Source organism: Peribacillus sp. YIM B13477, assembly GCF_042787955.1.
Classification (GTDB): Bacteria; Bacillota; Bacilli; order Bacillales; family DSM-1321; genus Peribacillus; species Peribacillus frigoritolerans.
Genome location: NZ_JBHZPD010000001.1, coordinates 32,273 through 55,627, shown reverse-complemented (window position 1 = coordinate 55,627; position 23,355 = coordinate 32,273). Strand labels below are relative to the sequence as shown.

At 42.7% G+C, this 23,355-nt stretch carries 20 protein-coding genes and 1 other annotated feature; of the genes, 1 reads left to right on the top strand and 19 read right to left on the bottom strand.

Going from position 1 to position 23,355, the window contains the following annotated elements; genetic code table 11:
• Nucleotides 1-10: 10 nt before the first annotated feature.
• Complete coding sequence (gene hemA, locus ACFX4H_RS00280) at nucleotides 11-1,357, bottom strand: glutamyl-tRNA reductase (RefSeq protein ID WP_034308915.1); 1,347 nt, start codon at nucleotides 1,355-1,357, stop codon at nucleotides 11-13.
• Nucleotides 1,358-1,609: 252 nt separating this feature from the next.
• Here hemA and ACFX4H_RS00275 point away from each other — a divergent pair, with 252 nt between their 5' ends.
• On the top strand, nucleotides 1,610-2,092 hold the full coding sequence (locus tag ACFX4H_RS00275; protein WP_377433402.1) for a LiaI-LiaF-like domain-containing protein: 483 nt from the start codon (nucleotides 1,610-1,612) through the stop codon (nucleotides 2,090-2,092).
• A 56-nt stretch (nucleotides 2,093-2,148) separates the two neighbouring features.
• Here the strand turns inward: ACFX4H_RS00275 and yihA are convergent, their stop codons facing one another.
• From yihA to ACFX4H_RS00185, 18 genes are all read right to left on the bottom strand, one after another.
• Complete coding sequence (gene yihA / locus ACFX4H_RS00270) at nucleotides 2,149-2,730, bottom strand: ribosome biogenesis GTP-binding protein YihA/YsxC (RefSeq protein WP_034308918.1); 582 nt, start codon at nucleotides 2,728-2,730, stop codon at nucleotides 2,149-2,151.
• Complete coding sequence (gene lon / locus ACFX4H_RS00265; protein ID WP_063590492.1) at nucleotides 2,727-5,048, bottom strand: endopeptidase La; 2,322 nt, start codon at nucleotides 5,046-5,048, stop codon at nucleotides 2,727-2,729. Before lon ends, yihA begins: the two co-directional genes overlap by 4 nt.
• A 256-nt stretch (nucleotides 5,049-5,304) precedes the next feature.
• Entirely contained in the window at nucleotides 5,305-6,975 is a 1,671-nt protein-coding gene (lonB, locus tag ACFX4H_RS00260; RefSeq protein ID WP_034308923.1) for an ATP-dependent protease LonB, read from the bottom strand.
• A gap of 617 nt (nucleotides 6,976-7,592) precedes the next feature.
• On the bottom strand, nucleotides 7,593-8,861 hold the full coding sequence (gene clpX, locus ACFX4H_RS00255; RefSeq protein ID WP_034308926.1) for an ATP-dependent protease ATP-binding subunit ClpX: 1,269 nt from the start codon (nucleotides 8,859-8,861) through the stop codon (nucleotides 7,593-7,595).
• A 430-nt stretch (nucleotides 8,862-9,291) separates the two neighbouring features.
• Nucleotides 9,292-10,584, bottom strand: coding sequence for a trigger factor (tig, locus tag ACFX4H_RS00250; RefSeq protein WP_034308928.1), 1,293 nt, complete (start codon nucleotides 10,582-10,584; stop codon nucleotides 9,292-9,294).
• A gap of 184 nt (nucleotides 10,585-10,768) precedes the next feature.
• Nucleotides 10,769-11,803: a tetratricopeptide repeat protein gene (locus ACFX4H_RS00245; RefSeq protein WP_377433399.1), complete on the bottom strand. Its 1,035-nt coding sequence runs from the start codon at nucleotides 11,801-11,803 to the stop codon at nucleotides 10,769-10,771.
• A 156-nt stretch (nucleotides 11,804-11,959) separates the two neighbouring features.
• A complete protein-coding gene (gene leuD / locus ACFX4H_RS00240) occupies nucleotides 11,960-12,559 on the bottom strand; it encodes a 3-isopropylmalate dehydratase small subunit (protein WP_241634785.1) in 600 nt (199 codons plus the stop codon).
• 28 nt (nucleotides 12,560-12,587) lie between these two features.
• Nucleotides 12,588-13,997: a 3-isopropylmalate dehydratase large subunit gene (gene leuC / locus ACFX4H_RS00235; RefSeq protein WP_095390711.1), complete on the bottom strand. Its 1,410-nt coding sequence runs from the start codon at nucleotides 13,995-13,997 to the stop codon at nucleotides 12,588-12,590.
• Nucleotides 13,998-14,068: 71 nt separating this feature from the next.
• Nucleotides 14,069-15,181: a 3-isopropylmalate dehydrogenase gene (gene leuB / locus ACFX4H_RS00230; RefSeq protein WP_283866154.1), complete on the bottom strand. Its 1,113-nt coding sequence runs from the start codon at nucleotides 15,179-15,181 to the stop codon at nucleotides 14,069-14,071.
• Between the two features lie 15 nt (nucleotides 15,182-15,196).
• The gene (locus ACFX4H_RS00225; protein WP_034308937.1) at nucleotides 15,197-16,732 is read right to left on the bottom strand and encodes a 2-isopropylmalate synthase; all 1,536 of its coding nucleotides are present in this window, start codon (nucleotides 16,730-16,732) and stop codon (nucleotides 15,197-15,199) included.
• A complete protein-coding gene (gene ilvC, locus ACFX4H_RS00220) occupies nucleotides 16,719-17,747 on the bottom strand; it encodes a ketol-acid reductoisomerase (RefSeq protein ID WP_063590489.1) in 1,029 nt (342 codons plus the stop codon). The genes ACFX4H_RS00225 and ilvC overlap by 14 nt, the downstream gene beginning before the upstream one ends.
• 66 nt (nucleotides 17,748-17,813) lie before the next feature.
• Nucleotides 17,814-18,326: an acetolactate synthase small subunit gene (gene ilvN / locus ACFX4H_RS00215; protein ID WP_034308941.1), complete on the bottom strand. Its 513-nt coding sequence runs from the start codon at nucleotides 18,324-18,326 to the stop codon at nucleotides 17,814-17,816.
• Between the two features lie 3 nt (nucleotides 18,327-18,329).
• Nucleotides 18,330-20,045: an acetolactate synthase large subunit gene (gene ilvB, locus ACFX4H_RS00210; RefSeq protein WP_034308944.1), complete on the bottom strand. Its 1,716-nt coding sequence runs from the start codon at nucleotides 20,043-20,045 to the stop codon at nucleotides 18,330-18,332.
• Nucleotides 20,046-20,162: 117 nt separating this feature from the next.
• Nucleotides 20,163-20,421: a binding site (T-box leader), on the bottom strand.
• Between the two features lie 280 nt (nucleotides 20,422-20,701).
• Complete coding sequence (locus ACFX4H_RS00205) at nucleotides 20,702-21,214, bottom strand: M15 family metallopeptidase (protein WP_063575543.1); 513 nt, start codon at nucleotides 21,212-21,214, stop codon at nucleotides 20,702-20,704.
• Between the two features lie 147 nt (nucleotides 21,215-21,361).
• Nucleotides 21,362-21,637, bottom strand: a complete 276-nt coding sequence (locus ACFX4H_RS00200) for a GNAT family N-acetyltransferase (RefSeq protein ID WP_053535861.1) — start codon at nucleotides 21,635-21,637, stop codon at nucleotides 21,362-21,364.
• Nucleotides 21,638-22,193: 556 nt separating this feature from the next.
• Nucleotides 22,194-22,547 (bottom strand): YidH family protein, encoded by a 354-nt coding sequence (locus ACFX4H_RS00195; RefSeq protein ID WP_063590487.1) that lies wholly within the window; start codon nucleotides 22,545-22,547, stop codon nucleotides 22,194-22,196.
• Between the two features lie 43 nt (nucleotides 22,548-22,590).
• Entirely contained in the window at nucleotides 22,591-22,764 is a 174-nt protein-coding gene (locus ACFX4H_RS00190) for a hypothetical protein (protein ID WP_164468799.1), read from the bottom strand.
• Nucleotides 22,765-22,947: 183 nt separating this feature from the next.
• Nucleotides 22,948-23,226, bottom strand: coding sequence for a 2TM domain-containing protein (locus ACFX4H_RS00185; protein WP_034308952.1), 279 nt, complete (start codon nucleotides 23,224-23,226; stop codon nucleotides 22,948-22,950).
• Between the last annotated feature and the right edge of the window lie 129 nt (nucleotides 23,227-23,355).

Below are 23,355 nucleotides of genomic sequence, written 5' to 3'. Positions count from 1 at the left end.
ATCTACCTCATTACTGGACAGGAACTGGATTCAATAGGGATGACTTGGAGCTGTTCCGTTCTTTTTCATCCGCAACCAGCTGGTCTTCAATCAATTCCTCTAAATGGAAGATTTTTACGAAATTATTTAATTGCTCTTTTGCATTCGGCTCATCTGCCAGCTCTTTTGCATAAAGTATCGGATCTTTCAGCATTTGGTTGATGATGCTTTTCGTATGCTTGTTCAGGACTTTTTTGTCACGTTCGCTCAAATGCGGAAGCTTTCTTTCGATGCTTTCCATCGTTTCCTTTTGTATCGATAGGGATTTTTCCCGTAAAGAAGAAATGACGGGAACCACACCAAGTAAATTAATCCACTGGTTGAAGTCCACGATTTCTGATTCGATCATCATTTCTATTTTCTCGGCAGCTTTTTTACGTTCTTCGATATTGGCTTGCACAATCCCTTCGAGATCGTCAATGTCATACAAGAAGACATTTTCCAGCTCGGCCAATGTTGGATCGAGGTCACGCGGCACTGCGATATCGACCATGAAAATAGGACGGCCCTTACGAAGCTTATTGACGAATGACATCATTTCTTTTGTTACAAGAAGATCTTTTGCACCAGTGGAAGTAATCAGGATATCGGTATCCACTAAAGCGCATTGAAGCTCTTGCAGCTGTTTGGCCGTACCATTGAATCTCTCAGCCAGGTCGACCGCTTTCTGAAAGGTGCGGTTAATGACCGTAATACTGTCGGCGCCATTGCTATGCAGATTTTGAATGGCCAGCTCACCCATCTTACCGGCCCCAAGAATCAAGACATTCTTGCCGTTCAGGCCTCCAAAGATTTTTTTTGCTAGCTCGACTGCCGCATAGCTGACAGAAACGGCATTGGTATTGATTTCGGTTTCCGAATGAGCTTTTTTAGCTAATGTAAGGGCTTGCTTGAAGAGATGGTTAAAAACGGTACCGATCGTATCTTCCTTCTGCCCTAACAAATAGCTTGACCGTACTTGTCCCAAAATCTGAGTTTCTCCCAGTATCATGGAATTCAAACCGCAGGTAACTGAAAATAAATGCTCGACAGCCCCATCGCCTTCATAAATGAACAGATATTTAGAAAATTCTTCTTTATCGATGTTAAACCATTCCGAAAGAAATTCCTTGATATAATACCTGCTTGTATGGAGCTGGTCCCCGACCGCATAGATTTCCGTCCTGTTACATGTTGAAATAATAATATTTTCCAAGATGCTTTTTTTATTTTTAAGAGCTTTCATTGCCTCGGCAAGTTCGGCTTCGTTAAACGATAGTTTTTCCCGAATTTCTACAGGGGCAGTTTTGTAATTTATACCAACCGCTAGAATATGCATCCTTTTGTTTTGCACCCCCAAAATTTTTCATGTAAATTAATTATACCATGTACTAAAATGGATTCACGCAAATAATATGAACAGTTTATGAAAACATATGCTACCATGAAAAGACGCGAAAACGCCTCAATGCTACAAAAGGTGTCTAAGCGGGATTTGTAAAGTTACATACATATTTCGACATTGTGTACAAAAGTACCATATCAAAAATGGCAAAAAACTTCAAGTAATCGAATTGCATAGGAGGATAAAATGAAAACGCATCGTATTTTCCCAGGAATCGTTTTAATCGGTTTCGGGCTCTATTTTTTTCTTGAACATTCCCAAATCGAAATCTTTCCGGGCTTTTTCAGCTGGCCCACTTTATTATGTATTGTCGGTACCGCCTTCCTGATTCAGGCATATAGCGGTAATGAATATGAGTCCATCCTGCCGGGCGTCATCTTACTTGGGTTCGGGGCCCACTTCCACATCGCCGAGAATCTGGAGATGTGGCCGGATGATATAGGTATCTTTATTTTAATCATCTCACTGGGATTTATTCTCCGGGCACGTAAAACAAATTCTGGAATGTTTCATGGGATGGTCATATTCATCGTCTCGGTCACATTCTTATTCTATGATAAAATCACAACGTCTTTCGGGATTGTCGAAACAACCACCGCGAACATCGAAAGGTTTTGGCCCTTTGCCTTGATGGCGATCGGCATTTATTTTTTGGTTCGAAAAAAGTGAATATTTTCGATTACATAATGAAAAAGGGTATTCCAGATGCGGAATACCCTTTTCTTTTACATATATTTCTTAAGGACGCCCCATGCTTGTTCCTTACCTTCGCCTGTTTCACCAGAGAATAGAAGCAATTCATCTTCTTTTTCCATATTTAACGTTTGGCGCGTGATTTTCAAGTGTTTCTGCCATTTGCCTTTTGGAATTTTATCCGCTTTGGTGGCAATGACAATCCGGGGCAGGTCATAATGCTTCAGGAATTCATACATTGCGATATCATCCTTTGTCGGCGGATGACGCAAATCGACGATCAGAAGCGCAGCGCGGAGCTGGTCACGGGAAGTGAAGTACGTTTCAATCATCTTCCCCCAAGCATCACGCTCCGTCTTGGATACTTTTGCATAACCATAACCCGGTACATCCACAAAATGGAGTGCTTCATTTATGATATAAAAATTCAAGGTCTGCGTTTTACCCGGTTTAGAGGAAGTGCGCGCCAAGTTTTTTCGATTGATCATTTTGTTGATGAAACTGGACTTCCCAACATTGGAACGGCCTGCCAAGGCAAATTCCGGTATTGGAGTATTGGGATATTGTTCAGGCTTCACAGCACTGATGACAATATCTGAACTTGTTACTTTCATTCATTCACACCTACCAATGCATGCTCAAGGACTTCATCGACGTGTGAAACTGGAACAAATGTTAATGCTTTACGGACACTTTCCGGGATATCATCAATATCCTTTTCGTTATTTTGCGGGATGATGATTTTCGTAAGTCCTGCGCGATGGGCCGCTAAAGATTTTTCTTTAAGCCCGCCGATCGGAAGAACCCGTCCGCGTAATGTAATTTCGCCTGTCATGCCTACCTCTTTTCTGATCGGCCTATTTGTAAGGGCCGATATTAACGCTGTTGCAATCGTGATGCCTGCAGAAGGGCCATCTTTTGGAACCGCACCTTCGGGGACATGAATATGAATATCATATTTTTCATGGAAGTTCGCATCAATCTGAAGTTTCTCGGTTTTTGAACGGACATAACTGAAAGCAGCCTGGGCTGACTCTTTCATTACATCGCCAAGCTTTCCTGTCAGGATCAGCTTCCCTTTACCTGGTGATAAGGAAACCTCGATTTGCAGCGTATCGCCACCTACCGACGTGTATGCTAAACCATTAGCTACACCAACTTGGTTCTCGACCTCCGCCTGTCCATAATGGAACATGGTTTTCCCTAAAAACTCCTCGACATTCTTTTCAGCGATGACGACCCGCTTTTTATCTCCGGACACGATGATTTTTGCAGTCTTCCGACAGATGCCTGCAAGCTGTCGTTCCAGACTCCGAACACCGGCTTCCCGAGTATAGTAACGGATGATTTTTGTAAGTGCTTCCTCACGGACTTGCAATTGTGTCTTCAATAAACCATGGTTTTCAAGCTGTCTAGGCAGCAAGTGATCCTTGGCTATATGAAGTTTCTCTATCTCAGTATAACCTGCAATCGAAATGATTTCCATACGATCACGAAGCGGACCAGGAATCGATCCCAAATTATTTGCCGTTGCGACGAACATGACTTTGGAAAGATCGTAGGTTTCTTCAATATAATGATCACTGAAATTATGATTTTGCTCTGGATCGAGCACCTCAAGCATCGCTGCAGATGGATCTCCCCTAAAGTCATTGGACATCTTATCCACTTCGTCCAGTAAAAAGACCGGATTTATCGTTCCAGCTTTTTTCATGCCTTGAATGATCCGTCCCGGCATTGCCCCTACATATGTGCGGCGATGTCCGCGGATTTCTGATTCATCGCGCACCCCACCTAAAGATATACGGACGAAATTCCTATTCAGGGATGAAGCGATCGATTTAGCCAAGCTCGTTTTCCCGACTCCTGGCGGTCCCACCAAGCAAAGGATCGGTCCCTTCAATGATTTGGTCAATTGCTGCACGGCCAAATACTCAAGCACACGCTCCTTCACCTTTTCCAAACCATGGTGGTCCCGGTTCAGGATTTTTTCGGCTTTATGAATATTCAAGTCATCTTTGGTCGCTTTGGTCCAAGGAAGAGAGATCAGCCATTCGATATAATTGCGGATCACAGAGCTTTCTGCTGAGCTCGAAGGAACTTTTTCATAACGGTCCAATTCCTTTAATGCCGTTTCTTTGATATGTTCAGGCATTTCCGCTTCTTCTATCTTTTCGTTCAGGACTTCAATTTCCCCTGTTTTTCCTTCTTTATCGCCCAATTCCTTTTGGATCGCTTTCATTTGCTCTCGTAAATAATATTCCTTTTGAGTCCGTTCCATCGAACGTTTAACACGCTGGCCGATCTTTTTCTCGAGAAAAAGAACTTCTTTTTCGTTATTGATGATCTCGATTACACGGCTAAGACGCTCTTTCATATCAATGGTCTCAAGCACTTCTTGCTTCTCCTTCAATTTCAAAGGCAAATGGGAAGCGATTATATCCGCTAATCGCCCAGGCTCTTCAATATCCGAAGTGGACGAAAACGTTTCACCGGTTATTTTCTTGGACATTTTTATGTATTGTTCAAAATAATCCAGTAGTGTGCGCATTAATGCTTGATGTTCAGCATCCTTTTCATCACTGTCTTCATATATTTTAATCTTGGCACCATAATGTGTCTCATAATCGTAAAATTCCATGACTTCTGCGCGGTTCAACCCTTCCACCAACACCCGGATTGTACCATTCGGAAGCTTCAACATCTGTTTTACCTTTGTTAAAGTTCCCATTGTAAATAAATCTTCTTCACCTGGTTCGTCCAACGAAACATCTTGTTGTGTCGTTAAAAATATAAGATGGTCTTCCACCATTGCTTTCTCAAGGGCTTGTACCGATTTATCTCGGCCTACATCTAAATGAAGTACCATCGTTGGATATACAAGCAGTCCTCTAAGCGGCAGGAGGGGGACGATGATTTCTTTATCAGTCATTTCCTGACACCTCCATCTAATTAGTATCGTCGTTGTAAACTATTTACCCATGTTCTCAACCTTTTAACAATTCTATCCTATTTATATAGAAGTGTCTATTCGTTTACCTTAACACGTTTCGACTGCTATTATTATCTCCAATATTAGATAAAAAAGCACGTCTGAATGCGTGTTTATTTTTTTACGGCATGGTGGCCGGGAACGCCAATTTTGTCCTTAAAATGCCCCGGTTCTATTTTTAGCCGGGGCATGTCCTTTATACACTTTCTTTTTTTGATAGGTCCAAGGTTGTGAGGATTTGTTCCGACATCAATTCTTTCTTCAGTGCCTGATCCAGCACTTCTTTCACATTCGAAACAGGAATGATCTCTATATCCTTGATTTCAGATAGAAGCGGCTGCATGTTTTCGGCTGGGATGATTACCTTTTTTGCCCCGGCAAGTTTAGCCGCCTTGATTTTCGGAATGACACCGCCGATCGGTTTAACGCCGGCATGAATGCTTATTTCCCCAGTCATCGCCACAGTGTGGTCAACAGGGATTTTATATATGGCCGAGTATATGCCTGTGGCCATTGCAATTCCTGCAGAAGGGCCATCCACTGGACTTCCGCCCGGAAAGTTCACATGGATATCGAATTGATTGGCAGGCACTCCCATCGAACGTAATACCGTAATGACATTTTCAATCGAACCTTTCGCCATGCTCTTGCGTCGAACCGATTTGCCACTCCCGCCGCCGATACTTTCTTCCTCAACGATACCGGTAATGTTTATCGAACCTTTTTCATCAGAGGCAGCCATTACCGTAACCTCTATTTCCAGCAATGCCCCGCTGTTTGGACCATAGACTGCAAGACCGTTGACAAGGCCTATTTTGGATTTCGATTCTATTTTCCTGTCCATTCTTTGGGTCAGCTGGCTGCTATGGGCCATCCAATCTATATCTTCTTCCCTGATGAAAGTCCTGTTTTCATTAATTGAGATTCCTGCAAGAGTCTGAATCATGTTGACAGCTTCCCTGCCATTTCGGGCATAATCCGAAATCGATTCCAAGCCTTTATCACTGATGGTGATCCCCACTTTATCTGAGGCATTCTTAGCCACGGCGATTATTTCTTCCCGGTCCAGTTCACGGAAAAACACTTCTATGCATCTTGAACGTATCGCAGGCGCGATTTCATTTGGCGTTCTTGTTGTAGCACCAATCAACCGAAAGTCAGCCGGCAGTCCATTTTTAAAAATATCATGGATGTGAGTGGGAATATTTTGATTTTCCTCTTGATAATAGGCACTTTCCAGAAAAACCTTACGATCTTCCAATACCTTTAAAAGTTTATTCATCTGTATCGGATGAAGCTCCCCTATTTCATCTATGAACAGTACGCCTCCATGTGCATTGCTGACTGCACCCTGCTTTGGCTGCGGAATTCCTGCCTGTCCCATTGCCCCGGCTCCTTGGTAGATTGGATCGTGCACAGAACCGATGAGCGGATCGGCAATCCCTCGTTCATCGAACCTGGCTGTGGTGGCGTCCAATTCAACAAAAACGGCCGAATTCTTAAAAGGGGACTTGCCATTTTTCTTCGCCTCTTCCAAAACAAGTCTGGCAGCTGCCGTTTTCCCTACCCCAGGAGGACCGTAAATTATCACATGCTGGGGATTCGGCCCACATAAAGCAGCTTTTAAAGATTTAATCCCATCTTCTTGACCGATGATTTCATTAAATGTGCTTGGTCTAACTTTTTCTGCCAATGGTTCTGTTAACGAAATCGATCTCATCTTCCGTAATTGGTCCATCTCCTTACGTGAATCACGGTCAATGGAAACTTTTTGTGTCCGCTGGCCTTTCAATAAGTTCAAAAAATACAATCCAATAATAATCCCAAAAAACAGCTGGATAAACAACGCCAATCCTGTCCAATTCATCTTATTCCCTCCTGCACTCTCCTAGTTTGTCATTTCTGTTAGTATCTCCTTTGGAAGGGCGAAATTATCCAAGAAATTCGTGTTGAAAAATTGGCGTTTTTATCCTAAATACAACAATTTAGAAAAAAGGGAAAAGAAAAAGACTGCCAGGATGAACTGGCAGTCTCAGACTGTAAACAACTCGAAATTATCTGGTTTTACCCTACTGTTTTGAGGTTTTAACGTTGATTTCCACTGCAGGCACTCGCTTTCCGCGGGCGGTCTGCGCCTGCGGGGTCTCCCTCGGACGCGTATTCCCGCAGGAGTCTCGTACCTTCCGTTACAATCAACTTTGGTCTAAAAACAAGGCTGTTTTCGCATACTTTGTTGCTATTTACGAAGTAGTGCAGTGTGGTTGATTTCCCCTCCAGGTGCTCGCTTTCCGCGGGGCGGGCGGTGAGCTTCCTCGGCGTAAACGCCTGTGGGGTCTCACCTGTCCCGCAGCTCCCGCAGGAGTCTCGCACTTCCGCTCCAATCAACCTAAAATAGTTTCGTTTTAAAAACAACAATCTTTACGAAAAGAGCCAAAAACAAAAAGACTGCCAGCATTAACTGGCAGTCTTTCTTTTCCTTATAAATCAAGCAGATGTTTTCTTTTCTTGTCCTTTTATGGTTGTACCGTCTTTAAGGACGAGCTTCGGAGATTCATTTTTCGAAATCGTGCTGCCTGTGATTACACATTTTGCAACATCATCACGTGAAGGTAGATCGAACATCACTTCAAGGATGATGCCTTCGATGATGGAGCGCAGACCACGTGCACCAGTTTTGCGTTCAATTGCCTTTTTAGCAATTTCACTTAGCGCTTCCTGTTCGAATTCCAATTCAACATCATCAAGCTCAAGTAATTTTTGATATTGTTTAACAAGGGCATTTTTCGGCTGTGTAAGGATTTCAATCAAAGCCGCTTCATCCAATTGCTCAAGAGTCGCAATTACCGGAAGACGTCCGATGAATTCCGGAATTAATCCGAAACGAAGCAAGTCTTCAGGAAGGACTTTGGAAAGCAATTCTTTTTCTGCAATATCATCCTTTTTCACGTCAGAGCCAAAACCAATGACTTTTTGCCCAAGACGGCGTTTGATGATCGGTTCGATGCCGTCAAAGGCACCGCCGCAGATGAACAAAATATTGGTCGTATCGATTTGGATGAATTCCTGATGTGGATGTTTACGTCCACCTTGAGGCGGAACGCTTGCAACCGTTCCTTCAAGAATTTTCAATAAAGCTTGTTGCACACCTTCACCAGACACGTCACGTGTAATGGAAGGATTTTCCGATTTACGGGCAACTTTATCGATTTCATCAATATAAATGATGCCTTTTTCCGCTTTTTCCACATCATAATCCGCTGCTTGGATTAATTTGAGAAGGATGTTTTCAACATCTTCCCCAACATATCCAGCTTCCGTCAAGGAAGTGGCATCAGCAATGGCAAAAGGAACATTGAGTAAACGTGCCAATGTTTGCGCAAGAAGGGTTTTCCCGCTTCCCGTCGGTCCGATTAGGGCGATGTTACTTTTAGAAAGCTCAACATCGTCGACTTTGCTATTGGAATTGATACGTTTATAATGGTTATAAACAGCTACAGCCAAAGATTTCTTTGCCTGTTCTTGTCCAATCACATATTCGTCAAGAATTTCGCGGATTTCCATAGGTTTAGGAACATCTCTGAATTCTACTTCTTCATCAGTTCCCAGCTCTTCCTCGACGATCTCCGTACAAAGTTCTATACACTCGTCACAAATATAGACACCTGGACCAGCAACCAGTTTACGGACTTGTTCTTGTGTTTTACCGCAAAAAGAACATTTTAACTGTCCTTTTTCATCATTAAATTTAAACATGTACGTTCACCCCTTTAAATACTCTTCCAACTCTATTACATAGCGGTACCTAATCGTAAAGAAAAAAACTAGGCACACATCTGCTTAAACATTCCAAAATCCCTAGTATGTTTTGCATTTTATCATGTTCTTGGAAGTTTAGTAACAAAAATGCTCACGGTCCGAGTTGTTAAATAAGTACAATAATCAATCAATATGTATTTGCCCTTTACCAGCATGCCCAAAACTTCGGATTTTTAAAAGCAGGATTTGCTGTATAAATATGTATATGCGGTATTAGAACTAATCTACACCGAAATCCAAAAAAAATCAATCAGGAATTAACCGATATTTTAAATTTACACTAATTCTCAATATGTATAAAACAAGGCACGATTACTCGCGCCTTGTTTTTTTAAAGGAAATATTTAAATCTACTTATTTATAAAAATTATTTTGCGTCAACTGTTTTGCTGTTTTCTACCAAGAAGTCAATTGCTTTCTTAATTTTAAGATCGCCTTTGATTCCTTCTAAGTTTCCAAGAGCTTGTTTGATCGCGTCAACTTCCATATTGTACATAGTAGCCATTTGTGCAAGTTCAGCTTCTACATCTTCGTCAGTCGCTTCAAGTTTTTCAACTTCTGCGATTGCTTCAAGAGTAAGGCTCGTACGAACTTGTCCTTCAGCTTCTTCTTTCATTTGCGCTTTTAAAGCTTCTTCGTCTTGACCTGAGAATTGGTAGTAAAGTTCCAAATTAAGACCTTGAGATTGGATGCGTTGAGAGAACTCATTCATCATGCGGTCAACTTCGTTTGAAATCATTGCTTCAGGAACGTCGATTTCTGCACCTTCAACAGCTTTACCAATTACAGTGTTTTGGATGAAGTTTTCTTCTTCATGTTTTTTATCATGCTCTAATTTATGTTTTGTTTTTTCTTTAAGTTCAGCCAAAGTTTCCACTTCGTCGTCGACATCTTTCGCGAACTCATCATCCAACTCAGGAAGTTGTTTCGTTTTGATTTCGTGAATTTTCACTTTGAATACTGCTGGTTTACCTGCAAGTTCAGCAGCGTGGTATTCTTCAGGGAATGTAACTTCGATATCTTTTTCAGCGCCAGTTTCAAGACCGACAAGTTGCTCTTCGAATCCTGGAATGAAAGAGTTTGAACCGATTTCCAATGAATGGTTTTCTGAAGCTCCGCCTTCGAATGCTTCACCGTCAACGAATCCTTCAAAGTCAAGAACAACCGTATCACCTTCAGCGACTTGTCCTTCTTCTTTAACGACAAGTTCAGCTTGACGTTCTTGTAAAGTTTTCAATTCGTTTTCAACATCTTCGTCAGTTACTTCAGTATTGAATTTTTCAACTTCAACACCTTTGTAATCTCCCAATTTAACTTCAGGCTTAACTGTTACAGTTGCAGTGAAGATCAGGTTTTCGCCTTTTTCCATTTTCTCGATGTCGATTTCTGGACGATCTACAGGCTGAATTCCAGCTTCTTCGACAGCATTTGCGTAAGCATCTGGAAGAATGATATCAAGCGCATCTTGGTAAAGTGATTCTACGCCGAATTTTTTTTCGAACATTTGACGTGGCATTTTACCTTTACGGAAGCCAGGTACATTTACTTGTTTCACTACTTTTTTGAAAGCTGCGTCTAAACCTTCGTTTACTTTTGCAGCGTCAACTTCAATTGTTAGTACGCCTTGATTACCTTCTTGTTTTTCCCATTTTACAGACATGTGTTTCCCTCCAAAAATCTATATACTTCAATAATAAGCATTGGATGATTATGCTTTGCAAGTGTTAACAAGTCATCCTTCAAATATACCCCCAAAATAATGGGGAAATCGTCAAAATTAGACGAATTATACATTACAACCACTACATTATACCACAGGATTAATCTGTTACAACAGCAATAGCTTAAATAATAGGATAAGAAATTTCTTCAATTTCTTTTATATAGGAAAGAATATCCGCAACGCTTTCCTCATCTGCCTCGTAAAGATCCGCTAAGTCCCTCACGGAAACTTCCCCGGTCATGTACTCTTCCGCCAAGGCATGGTAGGCAGCTGCCCATGCAGGCAAGCTTTCAGGTCCTGGTTCAAAAGGAAACAATAAAAAGGAATGACGTTCAATCAAACTATGGACCATTTCATATAAGCTCGGATTATCCTGACTGATTTCCTCTTCGGCCAGTCCGGTCACCATCTTATAGAAGTCCGTCTCCTTCAAACTTTTCAATTCCCTTGGGATGACCGACTTCGATTGATTGAATTTCCTCACCGTCATTTCCTCGTTATACTCCTGGTCGATAAGGATGTTAAGGAGCATCGTTTTGAAGAAAGGATGTCCCTCATCTTTTTGTAGAAATTCTTCGATTTGAGGGATAAATGGTCGAATATTGATATTCGTGAGTTTTGAAATGACCATAAGCATTTCATTATCCGTTTTCCCTTCAAAAAGTTCATCCTCCTGCATTTCCTCTGAAAGCTGTTGATTTTGCCTTTCTTTCTCTTCTTTTTTATCCTCAAGGGCCCTTTTACTGAACTGAAGCATCTTTTCGAAATGTTCCTCTTTATCAAAGGGAATTTGGCTTTCTTCAAATAGCAGTTCGATCGTCGTGACCATTTCCTGATGCTCGCCTAATTGCAGCAGTACCATCAAATAAATATTGATCAGTTGAAAATAGTCGCCGATGCCTTTATTCAGCATCTCTATACACAACTCTTTTGCCTCCTGATAATACTCAAGTTCAACTAGTGAGACCACCAGTCCCATGCAAACTTCATCATTTTCGGGCTCATACTCCCTGGCTTGGCTGAAAAGCTGCGCAGCCGCTTTAAAGTTTCTGTTACCAAGCTCATCCAGCCCTTTTACAATCAGCCTCTCACCGAGATTTGGAAAGGCGATAATCTTTGTTTCTCCGACCTTCTTTTGGTTGTTCTCATCATCCATCCTATTTTCCGCCTCACCGTTCGCTTTTTGAGAAACAGTTTAGCATGTAATAGCTGGAAACACAAAAATTTATATGGGCGGATACCTTCTTTCCCCGATAAAAAAAATCCCGTATCCTTTCAAATAAGAAAGGATAACGGGAAATGATTTTTTCTATTATATACTCGATACAGCCTTTTTTTGAGATTCATAGGCAGAAATCTCTTTATCATATTGAAGCGTTATCGAAATTTCATCCCAGCCTTTGACGAGCATTTCCTTCCAATATGGATGAATTTCAAAGCTCGTTTCAAACCCTTGACCATCTTTCAATGTCTGATTGGGAAGGTCGATAGTCAGCTCATAATCAGGTGCCGACACTCTCTCCATTAAATAGTTTACTTCAGTCTGGGTCAAAGCGATGGGGACCATGCCATTTTTCATGCAATTACTTTTAAAGATATCAGCATAAGACGGAGCGATGATGATATCGAACCCGTAGTCTTTCAAAGACCAAGGGGCATGCTCACGGGACGAACCGCAGCCAAAATTTTCACCTGCTATTAATATGGACGTGTTTTGATTATGGGGCTGATTCAATTCAAAATCAGGACGTTTCTTCCCATTTTCATCAAAACGCCAGTTATAGAATAAAAATTCGCCAAATCCGCTGCGCTCAATCCTTTTTAAAAATTGCTTTGGAATGATTTGGTCCGTATCCACGTTTTTACGGTCAAGTGCCGCCGCTCTTCCTTTATATATAGTAATGGGTTCCATTTTCTGCACCTCCGGTTAATTCGTATCCTTATTGGACTTGTTCAGTTCTTTTCAAATTCCTAATATCGACAAATTTCCCATGAATGGCGGCCGCGGCAGCCATAGCCGGACTAACCAGGTGTGTTCTTGCTCCAGCTCCTTGCCTGCCTTCGAAGTTCCGATTGCTTGTGGAGGCACAATGCTCGCCGGCCGGAACCACGTCAGGGTTCATGCTCAGGCACATGCTGCAGCCCGATTCGCGCCATTCGAAGCCTGCAGATTTGAAAATTTCATCCAACCCTTCATCCTCCGCTTGCCTTTTGACGCTTTGTGAACCGGGAACGACCATCGCCCGAACCCCTTTTTGAACAGTTTGGCCATCGATCATTCCTGCGGCTTGCCTTAAGTCCTCAATGCGTGAATTGGTACACGATCCTATGAATACATGTTGTACGGGAATTTCCGTGATCGGCATCCCTTCCTCAAGGCCCATATACTCAATGGCTCGATTCAGTTCCTTAGGATCCATGATATCTTCTGCGAAGGTAGGTACTTTTCCGTCCACGCCACTAGCCATTCCAGGATTTGTCCCCCAGCTGACCATTGGTGAAATCAGGCTGCCATCAAGAATGATTTCTTGGTCATAAACAGCATCCTCATCACTGGAAAGTGACTTCCAGTCCTGAACACATTGCTCGAACTCTTCTCCTTTAGGCAAATATTTACGGCCTTTCAAATAAGAGAACGTTGTTTCATCAGGAGCTACCAGCCCTGCTCTTGCCCCGCCTTCAATCGACATATTGCAGACCGTCATCCTTTCTTCCATTGACATATCCCGGAAAACTTCCCCGCAATACTCAATGATATGTCCCGTACCGAAATCGACGCCGAATTTGGAAATTACATATAAAATGACATCTTTCGCCATCACGCCATGACCAAGCTTGCCATTAACCTCAAGCTTCAATGTTTTGGGTTTTGTTTGCCATAGGGTTTGTGTGGCCAAAACATGCTCGACCTCACTCGTACCGATTCCAAATGCAATCGAGCCAAACGCACCATGCGTGGAAGTATGACTGTCTCCGCAGACAATCGTCATCCCTGGCTGTGTAAGCCCTAATTCAGGCCCGATAACGTGAACGATACCTTGATCCGGACTGTCTAAATCAGCAAGACGGATACCGAACTCCTTACAGTTTTGCTCAAGCGCCTCTAGTTGTTTCCTCGCAATATCATCCTCGATGAAATAGCGATTAACGGTTGGCACATTATGATCCATTGTCGCGAAAGTACGATCGGGTCTCCTGACTTTCCGTCCTTTTAATCTCAATCCTTCAAATGCTTGCGGAGAGGTCACTTCATGAATATATTGAAGGTCTATATAAATTAAATCCGGTTTATTCTCCTCTTCATTTACAATATGGCGATCCCATATTTTCTCTATTATCGACTTACCCATCACTATCCCACCTCGATCAATCTTGTATTTTTTTTAAAAAACACGGCCTAATGTTAGGCCGTGAAAGAAGTTTATGCATAAGCTCCCATGATGTTGGAAATGGCTTCCTGGTCTAAAAGGTTTGCTTTTATTTCTGCAATCATCTCTGAGGTAGACGTAATTGTCGGTTGGCCATTTGCGATATCGCCTGTTCTCAAGCCATATTCAAGGACCGATTCCACCGCCTGTTCAACTGCTTTCGCCTCATCTTCCAAACCAAAGGATAGACGCAGCATGGAAGCCGCCGATAAAATCGTCCCAATCGGATTAGCCAGGTTTTTGCCTGCGATATCCGGGGCAGAGCCATGAATCGGTTCATATAGATTAGGACCATTAGTTGATATGGAGGCGGAAGGAAGCATTCCAAGCGAGCCAGTCAATACCGACGCTTCATCGCTTAAAATATCACCGAACATATTCTCCGTCACGATAATATCAAATTGTTTCGGGTTTTTGATCAATTGCATGGCTGCATTATCAACAAGCATATGTTCAAGGATTACATCCGGATAGTCCTTGGCAATTTCTTCAGCCGTCTCACGCCACATCCTGCTGGATTCAAGAACATTCGCTTTATCCACGGAAGTTACTTTTTTCTTGCGCTCCGATGCTAATGAAAAAGCAAGTTCGATGATGCGCTTCATTTCGCTTTTCTGATAGAAAAGTGTATCGACGACCGCTTCTTTCCCTTCTTTTTCAACGCGCTCACTTGGCTTTCCGAAATAAAGGCCGCCAGTTAGTTCCCTGACAATCACGAAATCCACATCTTCAATGAATTCCTTCTTAAGAGGAGAAGATTCCGACAAGCTGGAATAATAGCTGATTGGACGGATGTTAGCATAAAGATTCAAATCTTTTCGGATTTTCAACAAACCTCGTTCCGGTCTTAGGTGCGCAGGCTGGTCATCCCACTTAGGTCCTCCAACGGCCCCTAATAATACCGCATCGCTGTTTTTACAAATCTCCACTGTTTCATCCGGCAGGGGTGAACCTGTGCTATCGATGGCCCCTCCGCCAATCTCACCATATTGAAATTCAAAATCGTGTCCATATCTTTGGGCAACGGCTTCGAGGATTTCTACAGCGCCTCTTGTTACTTCTTTCCCGATGCCATCTCCTTGAAGCACCGCAATATTCCTTTTCATCGAAATCTCCCCTTCCTATTGTAATACTGCTTTTTCTTCCAGTTCCTTCATGATGATCACACGGTTAACAGCGTTCAAATACGCTTTGGCGGATGCTTCCAAGACGTCCTGATCAAGACCCCTGCCGCTTGTTTCCACACCGTTATAATCAATTTTCACAAAAACTTGTGCGAGGGCATCCATTCCGCCGCCCACCGATTGAATTCGATAGTCCAGCAAATTGATCTCTTTGCCCAAACATCTTTCTAGCGTGTTATATAGGGCTTCTACACTTCCTGCACCTGTAGCCGCTTCCTGAATCTCTTCATTATCGCCTTTTTTCAGTGTGACCGTTGCAGTCGCCGTCTGATGGGTGCCATGTGAAATCTGTAAGGAAATCATGTCATAGAAACTGATATCCGTCGCTTTCTCTTCAAGTACCAGCGCAACGATATCTTCATCAGTCATGGTCTTTTTATTATCGGCCAATTCCTTGAACTGGACGAATAATGAGTTCATTTCCTCATCCGTTACCGTAAAATTCAACTCTTGTAATCTTTCTTTGAAAGCATGGCGTCCTGAATGCTTTCCTAAAACGAGTGAATTGGACGAAACCCCGACGAGTTCAGGTGATATGATTTCATATGTCGTTTTTTCTTTTAACACGCCATCCTGGTGAATGCCTGATTCATGTGCGTAAGCATTGGCACCAATAATGGCTTTATTAGCAGGAACTTGCATTCCCGTAAGGCGGCTGACCAAATCACTGGTCCTTTTAATTTCATTCAATACAAGACCCGTTTCCGCTTGATAGAAATCTTTACGGATGTAAAGTGCCATGGCCACTTCTTCAAGTGCCACGTTTCCGGCACGTTCACCAATTCCGTTGATTGTGCCTTCGACTTGCGTAGCCCCGCCTTCGATGGCCGCCAATGAATTGGCCGTCGCCATTCCAAGATCGTCATGACAGTGTGCAGATAAACTAACTTTTTCAATAGAAGGAACATGTTCACGAAGGTATCTGAAAATGTTGCCATATTCGATTGGAGCTGCATACCCTACTGTATCCGGGATGTTAATGACCTTGGCACCAGCCTGAATGACCGCTTCAACGATTTCAGCCAAATAGTCAAGTTCCGTGCGGCTTGCATCTTCTGCAGACCATTGTACGATCGGAAAACGCGCTGCTCCGTACTTAACCATTTCAACCGACCTTTCAATCACTTGCTGCTTAGACATTTTCAACTTATATTCACGATGAATGGGCGAAGTGGCGATGAACGTATGCAATCTTGGTTCTGCGCCGCCCCTTAATGAATCCCAAGCTGCATCGATATCTCCTTTTACAGCACGCGCCAGCCCTGTGACAGAGCTGTTTTTGATTTTGCGTGCGATTTCCTGTACGGAGTTGAAATCCCCTTTGGATGCTGCCGGAAAACCGGCTTCGATAATATCAACACCCAATCTTTCAAGCTGATAAGCAATTTCAAGTTTTTCGGTAAAATTCAAATTTACACCTGCGGATTGCTCCCCATCACGAAGTGTGGTTTCAAATATATTAATTTTTCGCAACGGCTACCACTTCTTTCTCTTTTTGTTGAGGTTTTACGAATGGCATCATTTTTCTTAATTCACGGCCAACCACTTCGATTTGATGTTGGTTTTCACGATTATTGATCGCATTGAAGACTGGACGATTCGCTTGGTTTTCCAAGATCCATCCTTTAGCGAACTCACCGTCTTGGATGTCTTTCAAGATCGCTTTCATTGCCTCTTTCGTAGTTTCCGTCACAACGCGTGGTCCAGAAACGAAATCTCCCCATTGAGCTGTGTCAGAGATGGAATAGCGCATGTTTTCCATACCGCCTTCATACATAAGGTCGATGATTAACTTAAGTTCATGCAAACACTCGAAATATGCTACTTCCGGTTGATATCCAGCTTCTGTCAAGGTTTCGAATCCAGCTTTCACAAGGGCAGTCAATCCGCCGCAAAGTACAGCTTGCTCTCCAAATAGATCCGTTTCCGTTTCTTCCTGGAAAGTGGTTTCCAAACCGCCAGCTCTTAAAGAACCGATTCCCCGAGCGTACGCAAGTGCCAATTCTCTTGCTTCACCCGTAACATTTTGATAGATGGCGAACAATGCCGGCACCCCTGCCCCTTGTTCATATGTACGGCGAACAAGATGTCCCGGACCTTTTGGAGCGACTAATAAAACATCTACGTCTGCCGGAGGAACGATTTGATTGAAATGTACGTTGAATCCGTGTGCGAACATTAACGCTTGACCTGCACGCAATACCGGTTTGATTTCTTCTTGATATACTTTCGGCTGAGTTTCATCCGGTAATAGGTTCATGATCACGTCTGCCTGTTCAGCTGCTTCCTTCACTGTGAAAACATTAAAGCCGTCTTCCACCGCTTTATCGAAGGATTTACCTTTCCTGATTCCGATGATTACATCTACACCGCTGTCACGTAGGTTTTGAGCGTGTGCGTGTCCTTGTGAACCATATCCGATGACCGCTACCTTTTTATTGTTGAAGAAATTCTCGTTTGCCTCTGCGTTATAATATACTTTTGCCATAATAATTACATCTCCCTTTTCATCATTGTTTTTGTTTTTGTTTTTGTTTTTGTTTTTGTTTTTGTTTTATACGATTGTCGCACTCTTAGCGTGTGCAATTTGCATTCCACGCGGGATGGCGGCAGTCCCTGTCCTTGCCAATTCCTTGATGCCATATGGCTTGATCAGTTCAATGAAAGCTTCGATTTTATCCGATTCTCCTGTGATTTGGACGGTCACGCTATCTTTACTGACATCAATAACTGAAGCTCGGAAGGGTTCGATGACTGAATAAATCTCGGCTCGGGTTTGTGTAGTCACCAATATTTTAATGAGTGCAAGTTCCCTCGCCACAATCGATTGATTCGTAATATCATATACTTTCAAAACATCGATCTGCTTATTCAGCTGCTTGGTGATCTGTTCAATGACAGTTTCGTCATCGACATCAACCACAAAGGTCATCCTTGAAATGCCATCCTGTTCGGAAGGTCCGACAGTCATGCCTTCAATGTTATAATTTCTTTTCGTGAACAGGTTCGTAATCCGATTAAGGACGCCTGGCCGGTTATTCACGGTGAGGCTAAGAATTCCCTTCATTGATTAAACTCCTTCCATTTCATCTAGCCCTTTTCCTTGTGCTACCATCGGAAAGACATTTTCGTTTTGTTTGACCCGGAAATCAATCAACACTGGACCATCAGTCTTTAACGCTACATCCAGGCAGTTGCTTGCTTCTTCCTCCGTCGTCACCTTATATCCCGGAATTCCATAGGCATCGGCCAATTTCACGAAATCCGGATGCGATTGAAAAATACTGTGTGAAAAACGGTTATCATGAAAGAGTTCCTGCCACTGTCTTACCATCCCTAGTGCACCGTTATTGACGATGATGATTTTGATTGGCAGATTCATTTCGGCAATGACCGAGAGTTCCTGCAGGCACATCTGGAATCCACCATCCCCCGATATGGAAAGCACCGTCGCTTTCGGATTCGCCAGCTGCGCTCCGAGAGCCGAAGGTAAGCCAAAGCCCATCGTCCCCAATCCACCGGAAGTGACCCATGAATTCGGTTTGTTAAATGGATAGTATTGTGCTGCCCACATTTGATGCTGTCCAACATCGGTCGTAACAATGGCCTCCCCATTCGTTTTTTCATGAAGCATCTGGATGACCCGCTGAGGTTTCAATACGCCTTCTTCATGGGTATAGCGCAATGGGAACTCTTCATTCCATGCAGTAAGCTGTGTTGTCCATTCATCAATTTCCGGTTTCTTGCCATTTTGCGCAATCAATTCCGAGAGTGCTTCTTTAGCACTTCCGACAACTGGAATTTTTGTCGGAACATTTTTACCGATTTCGGCTGGATCAATATCGATATGGGCAACCGTTGCGTGCTGTGCGAATTTCGCTAGATTCCCAGTCAATCGATCATCGAACCTTGCACCGATATTGATTAATAGATCACATTTCGCTAACGCCATGTTTGCTGCATAGCAGCCATGCATACCACCCATACCGATAAAGAGTGGATGATCCGCCGGAAAGCCCCCAAGTCCCAATAAAGTGTGGACGACGGGGATGCCTTGCTGCTCGACATACTCCTTTAATAGATGGGAGGCCTTTGCATGCAGGACACCTGCCCCTGCAAGAATGACCGGTCTTTTCGCCCCGCTTACGGCTTCAACAAGCTTTCTGATCTGTAAGTAATTCGGCTTGGTCGTCGGCTGATAGCCAGGGAGATTCATTTCTGGCTCCTCATCCGTCGATACACCTTCCAAAATGGCCATGTCCTTAGGTATATCGATCAATACTGGACCGGGCCGGCCGCTGGAAGCGATATAAAACGCTTCTTTAATGATGCGCGGAAGGTCTTCCGGCTTCCTTACCTGATAGTTATGTTTTGTGATCGGGGTAGTAATCCCCAGTACATCCGCTTCCTGGAAAGCATCCGAGCCGATTACACTGGTAGCTACCTGACCTGAAATTACAACTAGCGGTAAAGAGTCGATCATTGCATCGGCCAAACCAGTGACGATGTTCGTTGCCCCTGGACCGGATGTGACGATGACCACCCCCGGCTTGCCGGTAATCCTGGCGTATCCTTCCGCTGCATGAATCGCACCTTGTTCGTGCCTTGTCAAAATATGAAAAAGTTCTGAACTGTATAGTTTGTCATAAATCGGCAATACAGAACCTCCTGGATAACCAAAGATTACATCAACATTTTCCTTTTTCAACGCTTCCAACAGAAATTCGGCACCACTATAATGTGTCTTTCCACTTTTCCGATCAGCAACAACTGACTTTTGTGTCATTTCGTAAAAAACCTCCTTCGCTTTCCTAATTGAATGATTTCTCAAAATTCAGAATTTTCAGCTTTTTAAGCATACAAAAAAGCCTTTTCACCCCAAATGTACTTGCACTCGGCAAGTTAAAGGGGTGAAAAGGCTTGATGAGCCACTCCACGGTACCACCCTTTTTCGCATGAAACTCCATGCGCACTTTGAATAGACTACACTATTCTCTGTTTTGGTAACGGGTACTGGTACGCACCCGTTCAGCTCTACTAGTCAGACGTTCAAGCTGAAACTCCAAGGTGAGTTCATCTTTTGGGACAATACCGGCTCTCAGCTACCCGGCTCTCTGTGACTGCCTTTTTAAAAGACTACTTATCCTCTTCAATGCTTTTCGCATTATTCATATTTTTCGAAACGCTTATGTTTGATGTCTTGTATTTGTGATTATCTTACGTGTATTTCAGGTAGTAGTCAACAGGTTTTTTTAAATTTTTTGATAATTCTAAATTGAAAGATTTGTTGTATCCGCTTACATACCTATCATGGCCACATTTTATAAAAAAAGTTTTTTCAATTTTTAATTTTTAAAAACATCGGATATCCCAATTAAATGATTAATGTCACGCATCATCCACATGATGTCAGTCACAAGTATCGGATCCCTAAAAAAAGAATCATCCATTTTCCCTTTCAGCCTCATTTTCACTGATTGCGGACGCCACTCGTGATATAAGATTCGGCCGCCATCCCTTTTGAAGATCTCTCGTTGATAAACCGCCTGACATTCCAAGGTGCGGAAAATCACGGAACAATTCAAAATCCCCTCCCCAAACAAATCCCAGGGATTTTGCTATGGCTGCCACCCTTGTCCACTTCTCTCCCTCTGTCCACAGTGCCCGCTTGCCGTCATCACTAAGGATGACAAAATCGACTGCAAGGCCATAGTTATGCAAGGATTGCCCCCCTCTGGCATAAGTCACGATTGGCTTGGATTTATTGGTTCTGCCTCGTTCATACAGTTCATGTTGTTCTCGGAAACTTCGATAACCAGCCGTTATTTGAACAAATATCCCCGCTTCATAAGCTAATTTCACCACTTCGAGTATCGTTTCGTTCACGACCGGGTTCATACCGCTTCCCATATTTTCCTTTGCATGATTCAATAGGGTTTGTAATTTGATGGCCATCCTAGCACCTCCCCTATATTAAATGCGAACATAACTGCAGGAGGAAAGGCTTTACCATTATTTTATTGGGGGTGTAAAGATTATCTGAAAAATGAAAAAGGGCTGAACATAGGTGATATTAATCATCCCCTAAGTCAGCCCTCCGGTTCATTTAGCCAATACATCCTCGTATTCTGCATTTTTTTCAAATTGTTTTTGAACGAACGAACATACCGGAACAATTTTCAGGTTTTCCTCCCTTGCGAATCCTATGATCTTTTCAACAAGGGCATTTCCTACCTTTTGCCCGCGAAGCTTGTCAGAAACAACGGTATGATCGACCGTGATCTCATCATCACCTGATTTAAAGAATGTAATTTCCGCTAGTTTCTCACCAGATTCTTCGACAAAAAAAGAACTTTCACCTTTTTTGATATCCACCATCACGATGACCTCCTTTTAATTCCTCTTTATCATATCTCACAAAAAGGAAATTAAACAAATATTTAAAACGTGATTGAAATTGAATAAAGCAAGTACTTTCAAGGATTATAAAGTTAGGAATTACCCATGTGAAGTTTATTTACAAACCGATGATGGTTTATATTTTAAAAGGAGGCAAAAGACAAAACTTGATCGTTCTTTTCCCTACGCTTATATACCCTTCCGGTTTCAAATTTCACCATGTTTAACGTGCACAAAAATGCATTCATAACGAAAGTGCGAGACTCCGCAGGCTCACCTGGGCCGCCCGTGGAAAGCGAGTGTCTGGATCGGAAATCCACGCCCAAATTGTAACAGCCATAACATTACAACAAACTCGTTTTCTTCGAATTAGTCTAATTCTGAATGATTCTTTCATAACCTGAAATACAGTGTTTTTCAAGCTTTCGTTTTTTGATGGCATTAAATTAATGGAAGAAATCTTTCCGTATCGATGTAAGAATAAGTATATAATAGCAGAAACTAAAAAAACCGCCCTAATCAGGTTAGGACAGTTTTAAATGAAAACAAAATATAAAATGATCATCGATAACAATATGACCATAAAGACAGCGATTAGAATTACGTGCGCACTTGAAGACCGGAACGTCCCTTCATTGATTTGCCGTTTCTTCTGAAGATAACCGATTGTCGCCAGAACGGTAATCACAAGTCCCAATGCACACGCAAACATCCCCAGCACGATGCTGATCAAGTCAATCCGGGCATCCCGATGCACACCAATCGTAAAATGCAGGCTTGTCGCAAGAAAGCCAACTCCCACTATTGCAATCACCGTTCTTATCCATGCCAAGAAGGTGCGTTCATTAGCCAGATGCTGCTGGGCGTATTTCAATTGGTTTTTCTCCATGTCATCACCTTAATCGAGGGTTTTTATCAAATGGTAACATCAGTCATCTTTTCAGGAGCGAAAAGGCCCTGAACATCGACCCGGCAAACATTAGCCCTGCACCGCCGAGCAATAAATATATACATAGAGTTTTATCAATAACATTCAAAGGATAAAGCAAGGCCCCCAGCGCCATGATTGCCCCTATTCCCGTTATGGTCCATCCTATTTTTTTCATTCGCAACTCCTAAGATTAATTATTATTTAGTGAAGGTCCTCCACGGGTTTCCCCTTTTTCATAGACAGGTCCCTCATTACTAGCTTAAACCATTTAAAAACTTACAACAAGTGAGATCCACCGATTATTTTTTCCCACAAAAAAAGAGCCATAAATGACCCCCTGTTTTGAACACGCCCAAATTCAGCCGTTCTTTTTATCCTTTTCCATATATTCTTTTATTTTTCTTTCTTCCCACTCTGACCCGAAGTTTCCTTGTGCAAGAATGGTAATTCCATGTATCAGAACACCAATCCCCCACCCACCGAGGGGATAAAGGAACCACCAATAACCAGGATCCGTCAAAAGGTTAATTGCAATCAACATGACATTCACCAATACATACACCATTAGATGAATGTAGAATGCCTTAAGGTTTTCAACCCTTTTTTTCGCCCGTAGATATCCATCTCCATTTTCCATCCCAGCACCCCCTAATCATAAACACTAAAGTATATTACCATCTGCTTCCATAATACCTTATTTTTCATAAAGAAATAAGAATGAAATGCATCAAAGGTAAATCGGGAGCCGGGAATCAAGGAGAATCCC

Excerpts from the sequence above, each read along its gene's own strand:
- hemA (WP_034308915.1), bottom strand. The coding sequence starts at position 1,357 with ATGCATATTCTAGCGGTTGGTATAAATTACAAAACTGCCCCTGTAGAA.
- ACFX4H_RS00275 (WP_377433402.1), top strand. The coding sequence starts at position 1,610 with ATGAAAACGCATCGTATTTTCCCAGGAATCGTTTTAATCGGTTTCGGG.
- yihA (WP_034308918.1), bottom strand. The coding sequence starts at position 2,730 with ATGAAAGTAACAAGTTCAGATATTGTCATCAGTGCTGTGAAGCCTGAA.
- lon (WP_063590492.1), bottom strand. The coding sequence starts at position 5,048 with ATGACTGATAAAGAAATCATCGTCCCCCTCCTGCCGCTTAGAGGACTG.
- lonB (WP_034308923.1), bottom strand. The coding sequence starts at position 6,975 with ATGAATTGGACAGGATTGGCGTTGTTTATCCAGCTGTTTTTTGGGATT.
- clpX (WP_034308926.1), bottom strand. The coding sequence starts at position 8,861 with ATGTTTAAATTTAATGATGAAAAAGGACAGTTAAAATGTTCTTTTTGC.
- tig (WP_034308928.1), bottom strand. The coding sequence starts at position 10,584 with ATGTCTGTAAAATGGGAAAAACAAGAAGGTAATCAAGGCGTACTAACA.
- ACFX4H_RS00245 (WP_377433399.1), bottom strand. The coding sequence starts at position 11,803 with ATGGATGATGAGAACAACCAAAAGAAGGTCGGAGAAACAAAGATTATC.
- leuD (WP_241634785.1), bottom strand. The coding sequence starts at position 12,559 with ATGGAACCCATTACTATATATAAAGGAAGAGCGGCGGCACTTGACCGT.
- leuC (WP_095390711.1), bottom strand. The coding sequence starts at position 13,997 with ATGGGTAAGTCGATAATAGAGAAAATATGGGATCGCCATATTGTAAAT.
- leuB (WP_283866154.1), bottom strand. The coding sequence starts at position 15,181 with ATGAAAAGGAATATTGCGGTGCTTCAAGGAGATGGCATCGGGAAAGAA.
- ilvC (WP_063590489.1), bottom strand. The coding sequence starts at position 17,747 with ATGGCAAAAGTATATTATAACGCAGAGGCAAACGAGAATTTCTTCAAC.
- ilvN (WP_034308941.1), bottom strand. The coding sequence starts at position 18,326 with ATGAAGGGAATTCTTAGCCTCACCGTGAATAACCGGCCAGGCGTCCTT.
- ilvB (WP_034308944.1), bottom strand. The coding sequence starts at position 20,045 with ATGACACAAAAGTCAGTTGTTGCTGATCGGAAAAGTGGAAAGACACAT.
- ACFX4H_RS00205 (WP_063575543.1), bottom strand. The coding sequence starts at position 21,214 with ATGGCCATCAAATTACAAACCCTATTGAATCATGCAAAGGAAAATATG.
- ACFX4H_RS00200 (WP_053535861.1), bottom strand. The coding sequence starts at position 21,637 with ATGGTGGATATCAAAAAAGGTGAAAGTTCTTTTTTTGTCGAAGAATCT.
- ACFX4H_RS00195 (WP_063590487.1), bottom strand. The coding sequence starts at position 22,547 with ATGGAGAAAAACCAATTGAAATACGCCCAGCAGCATCTGGCTAATGAA.
- ACFX4H_RS00190 (WP_164468799.1), bottom strand. The coding sequence starts at position 22,764 with ATGAAAAAAATAGGATGGACCATAACGGGAATAGGGGCAATCATGGCG.
- ACFX4H_RS00185 (WP_034308952.1), bottom strand. The coding sequence starts at position 23,226 with ATGGAAAATGGAGATGGATATCTACGGGCGAAAAAAAGGGTTGAAAAC.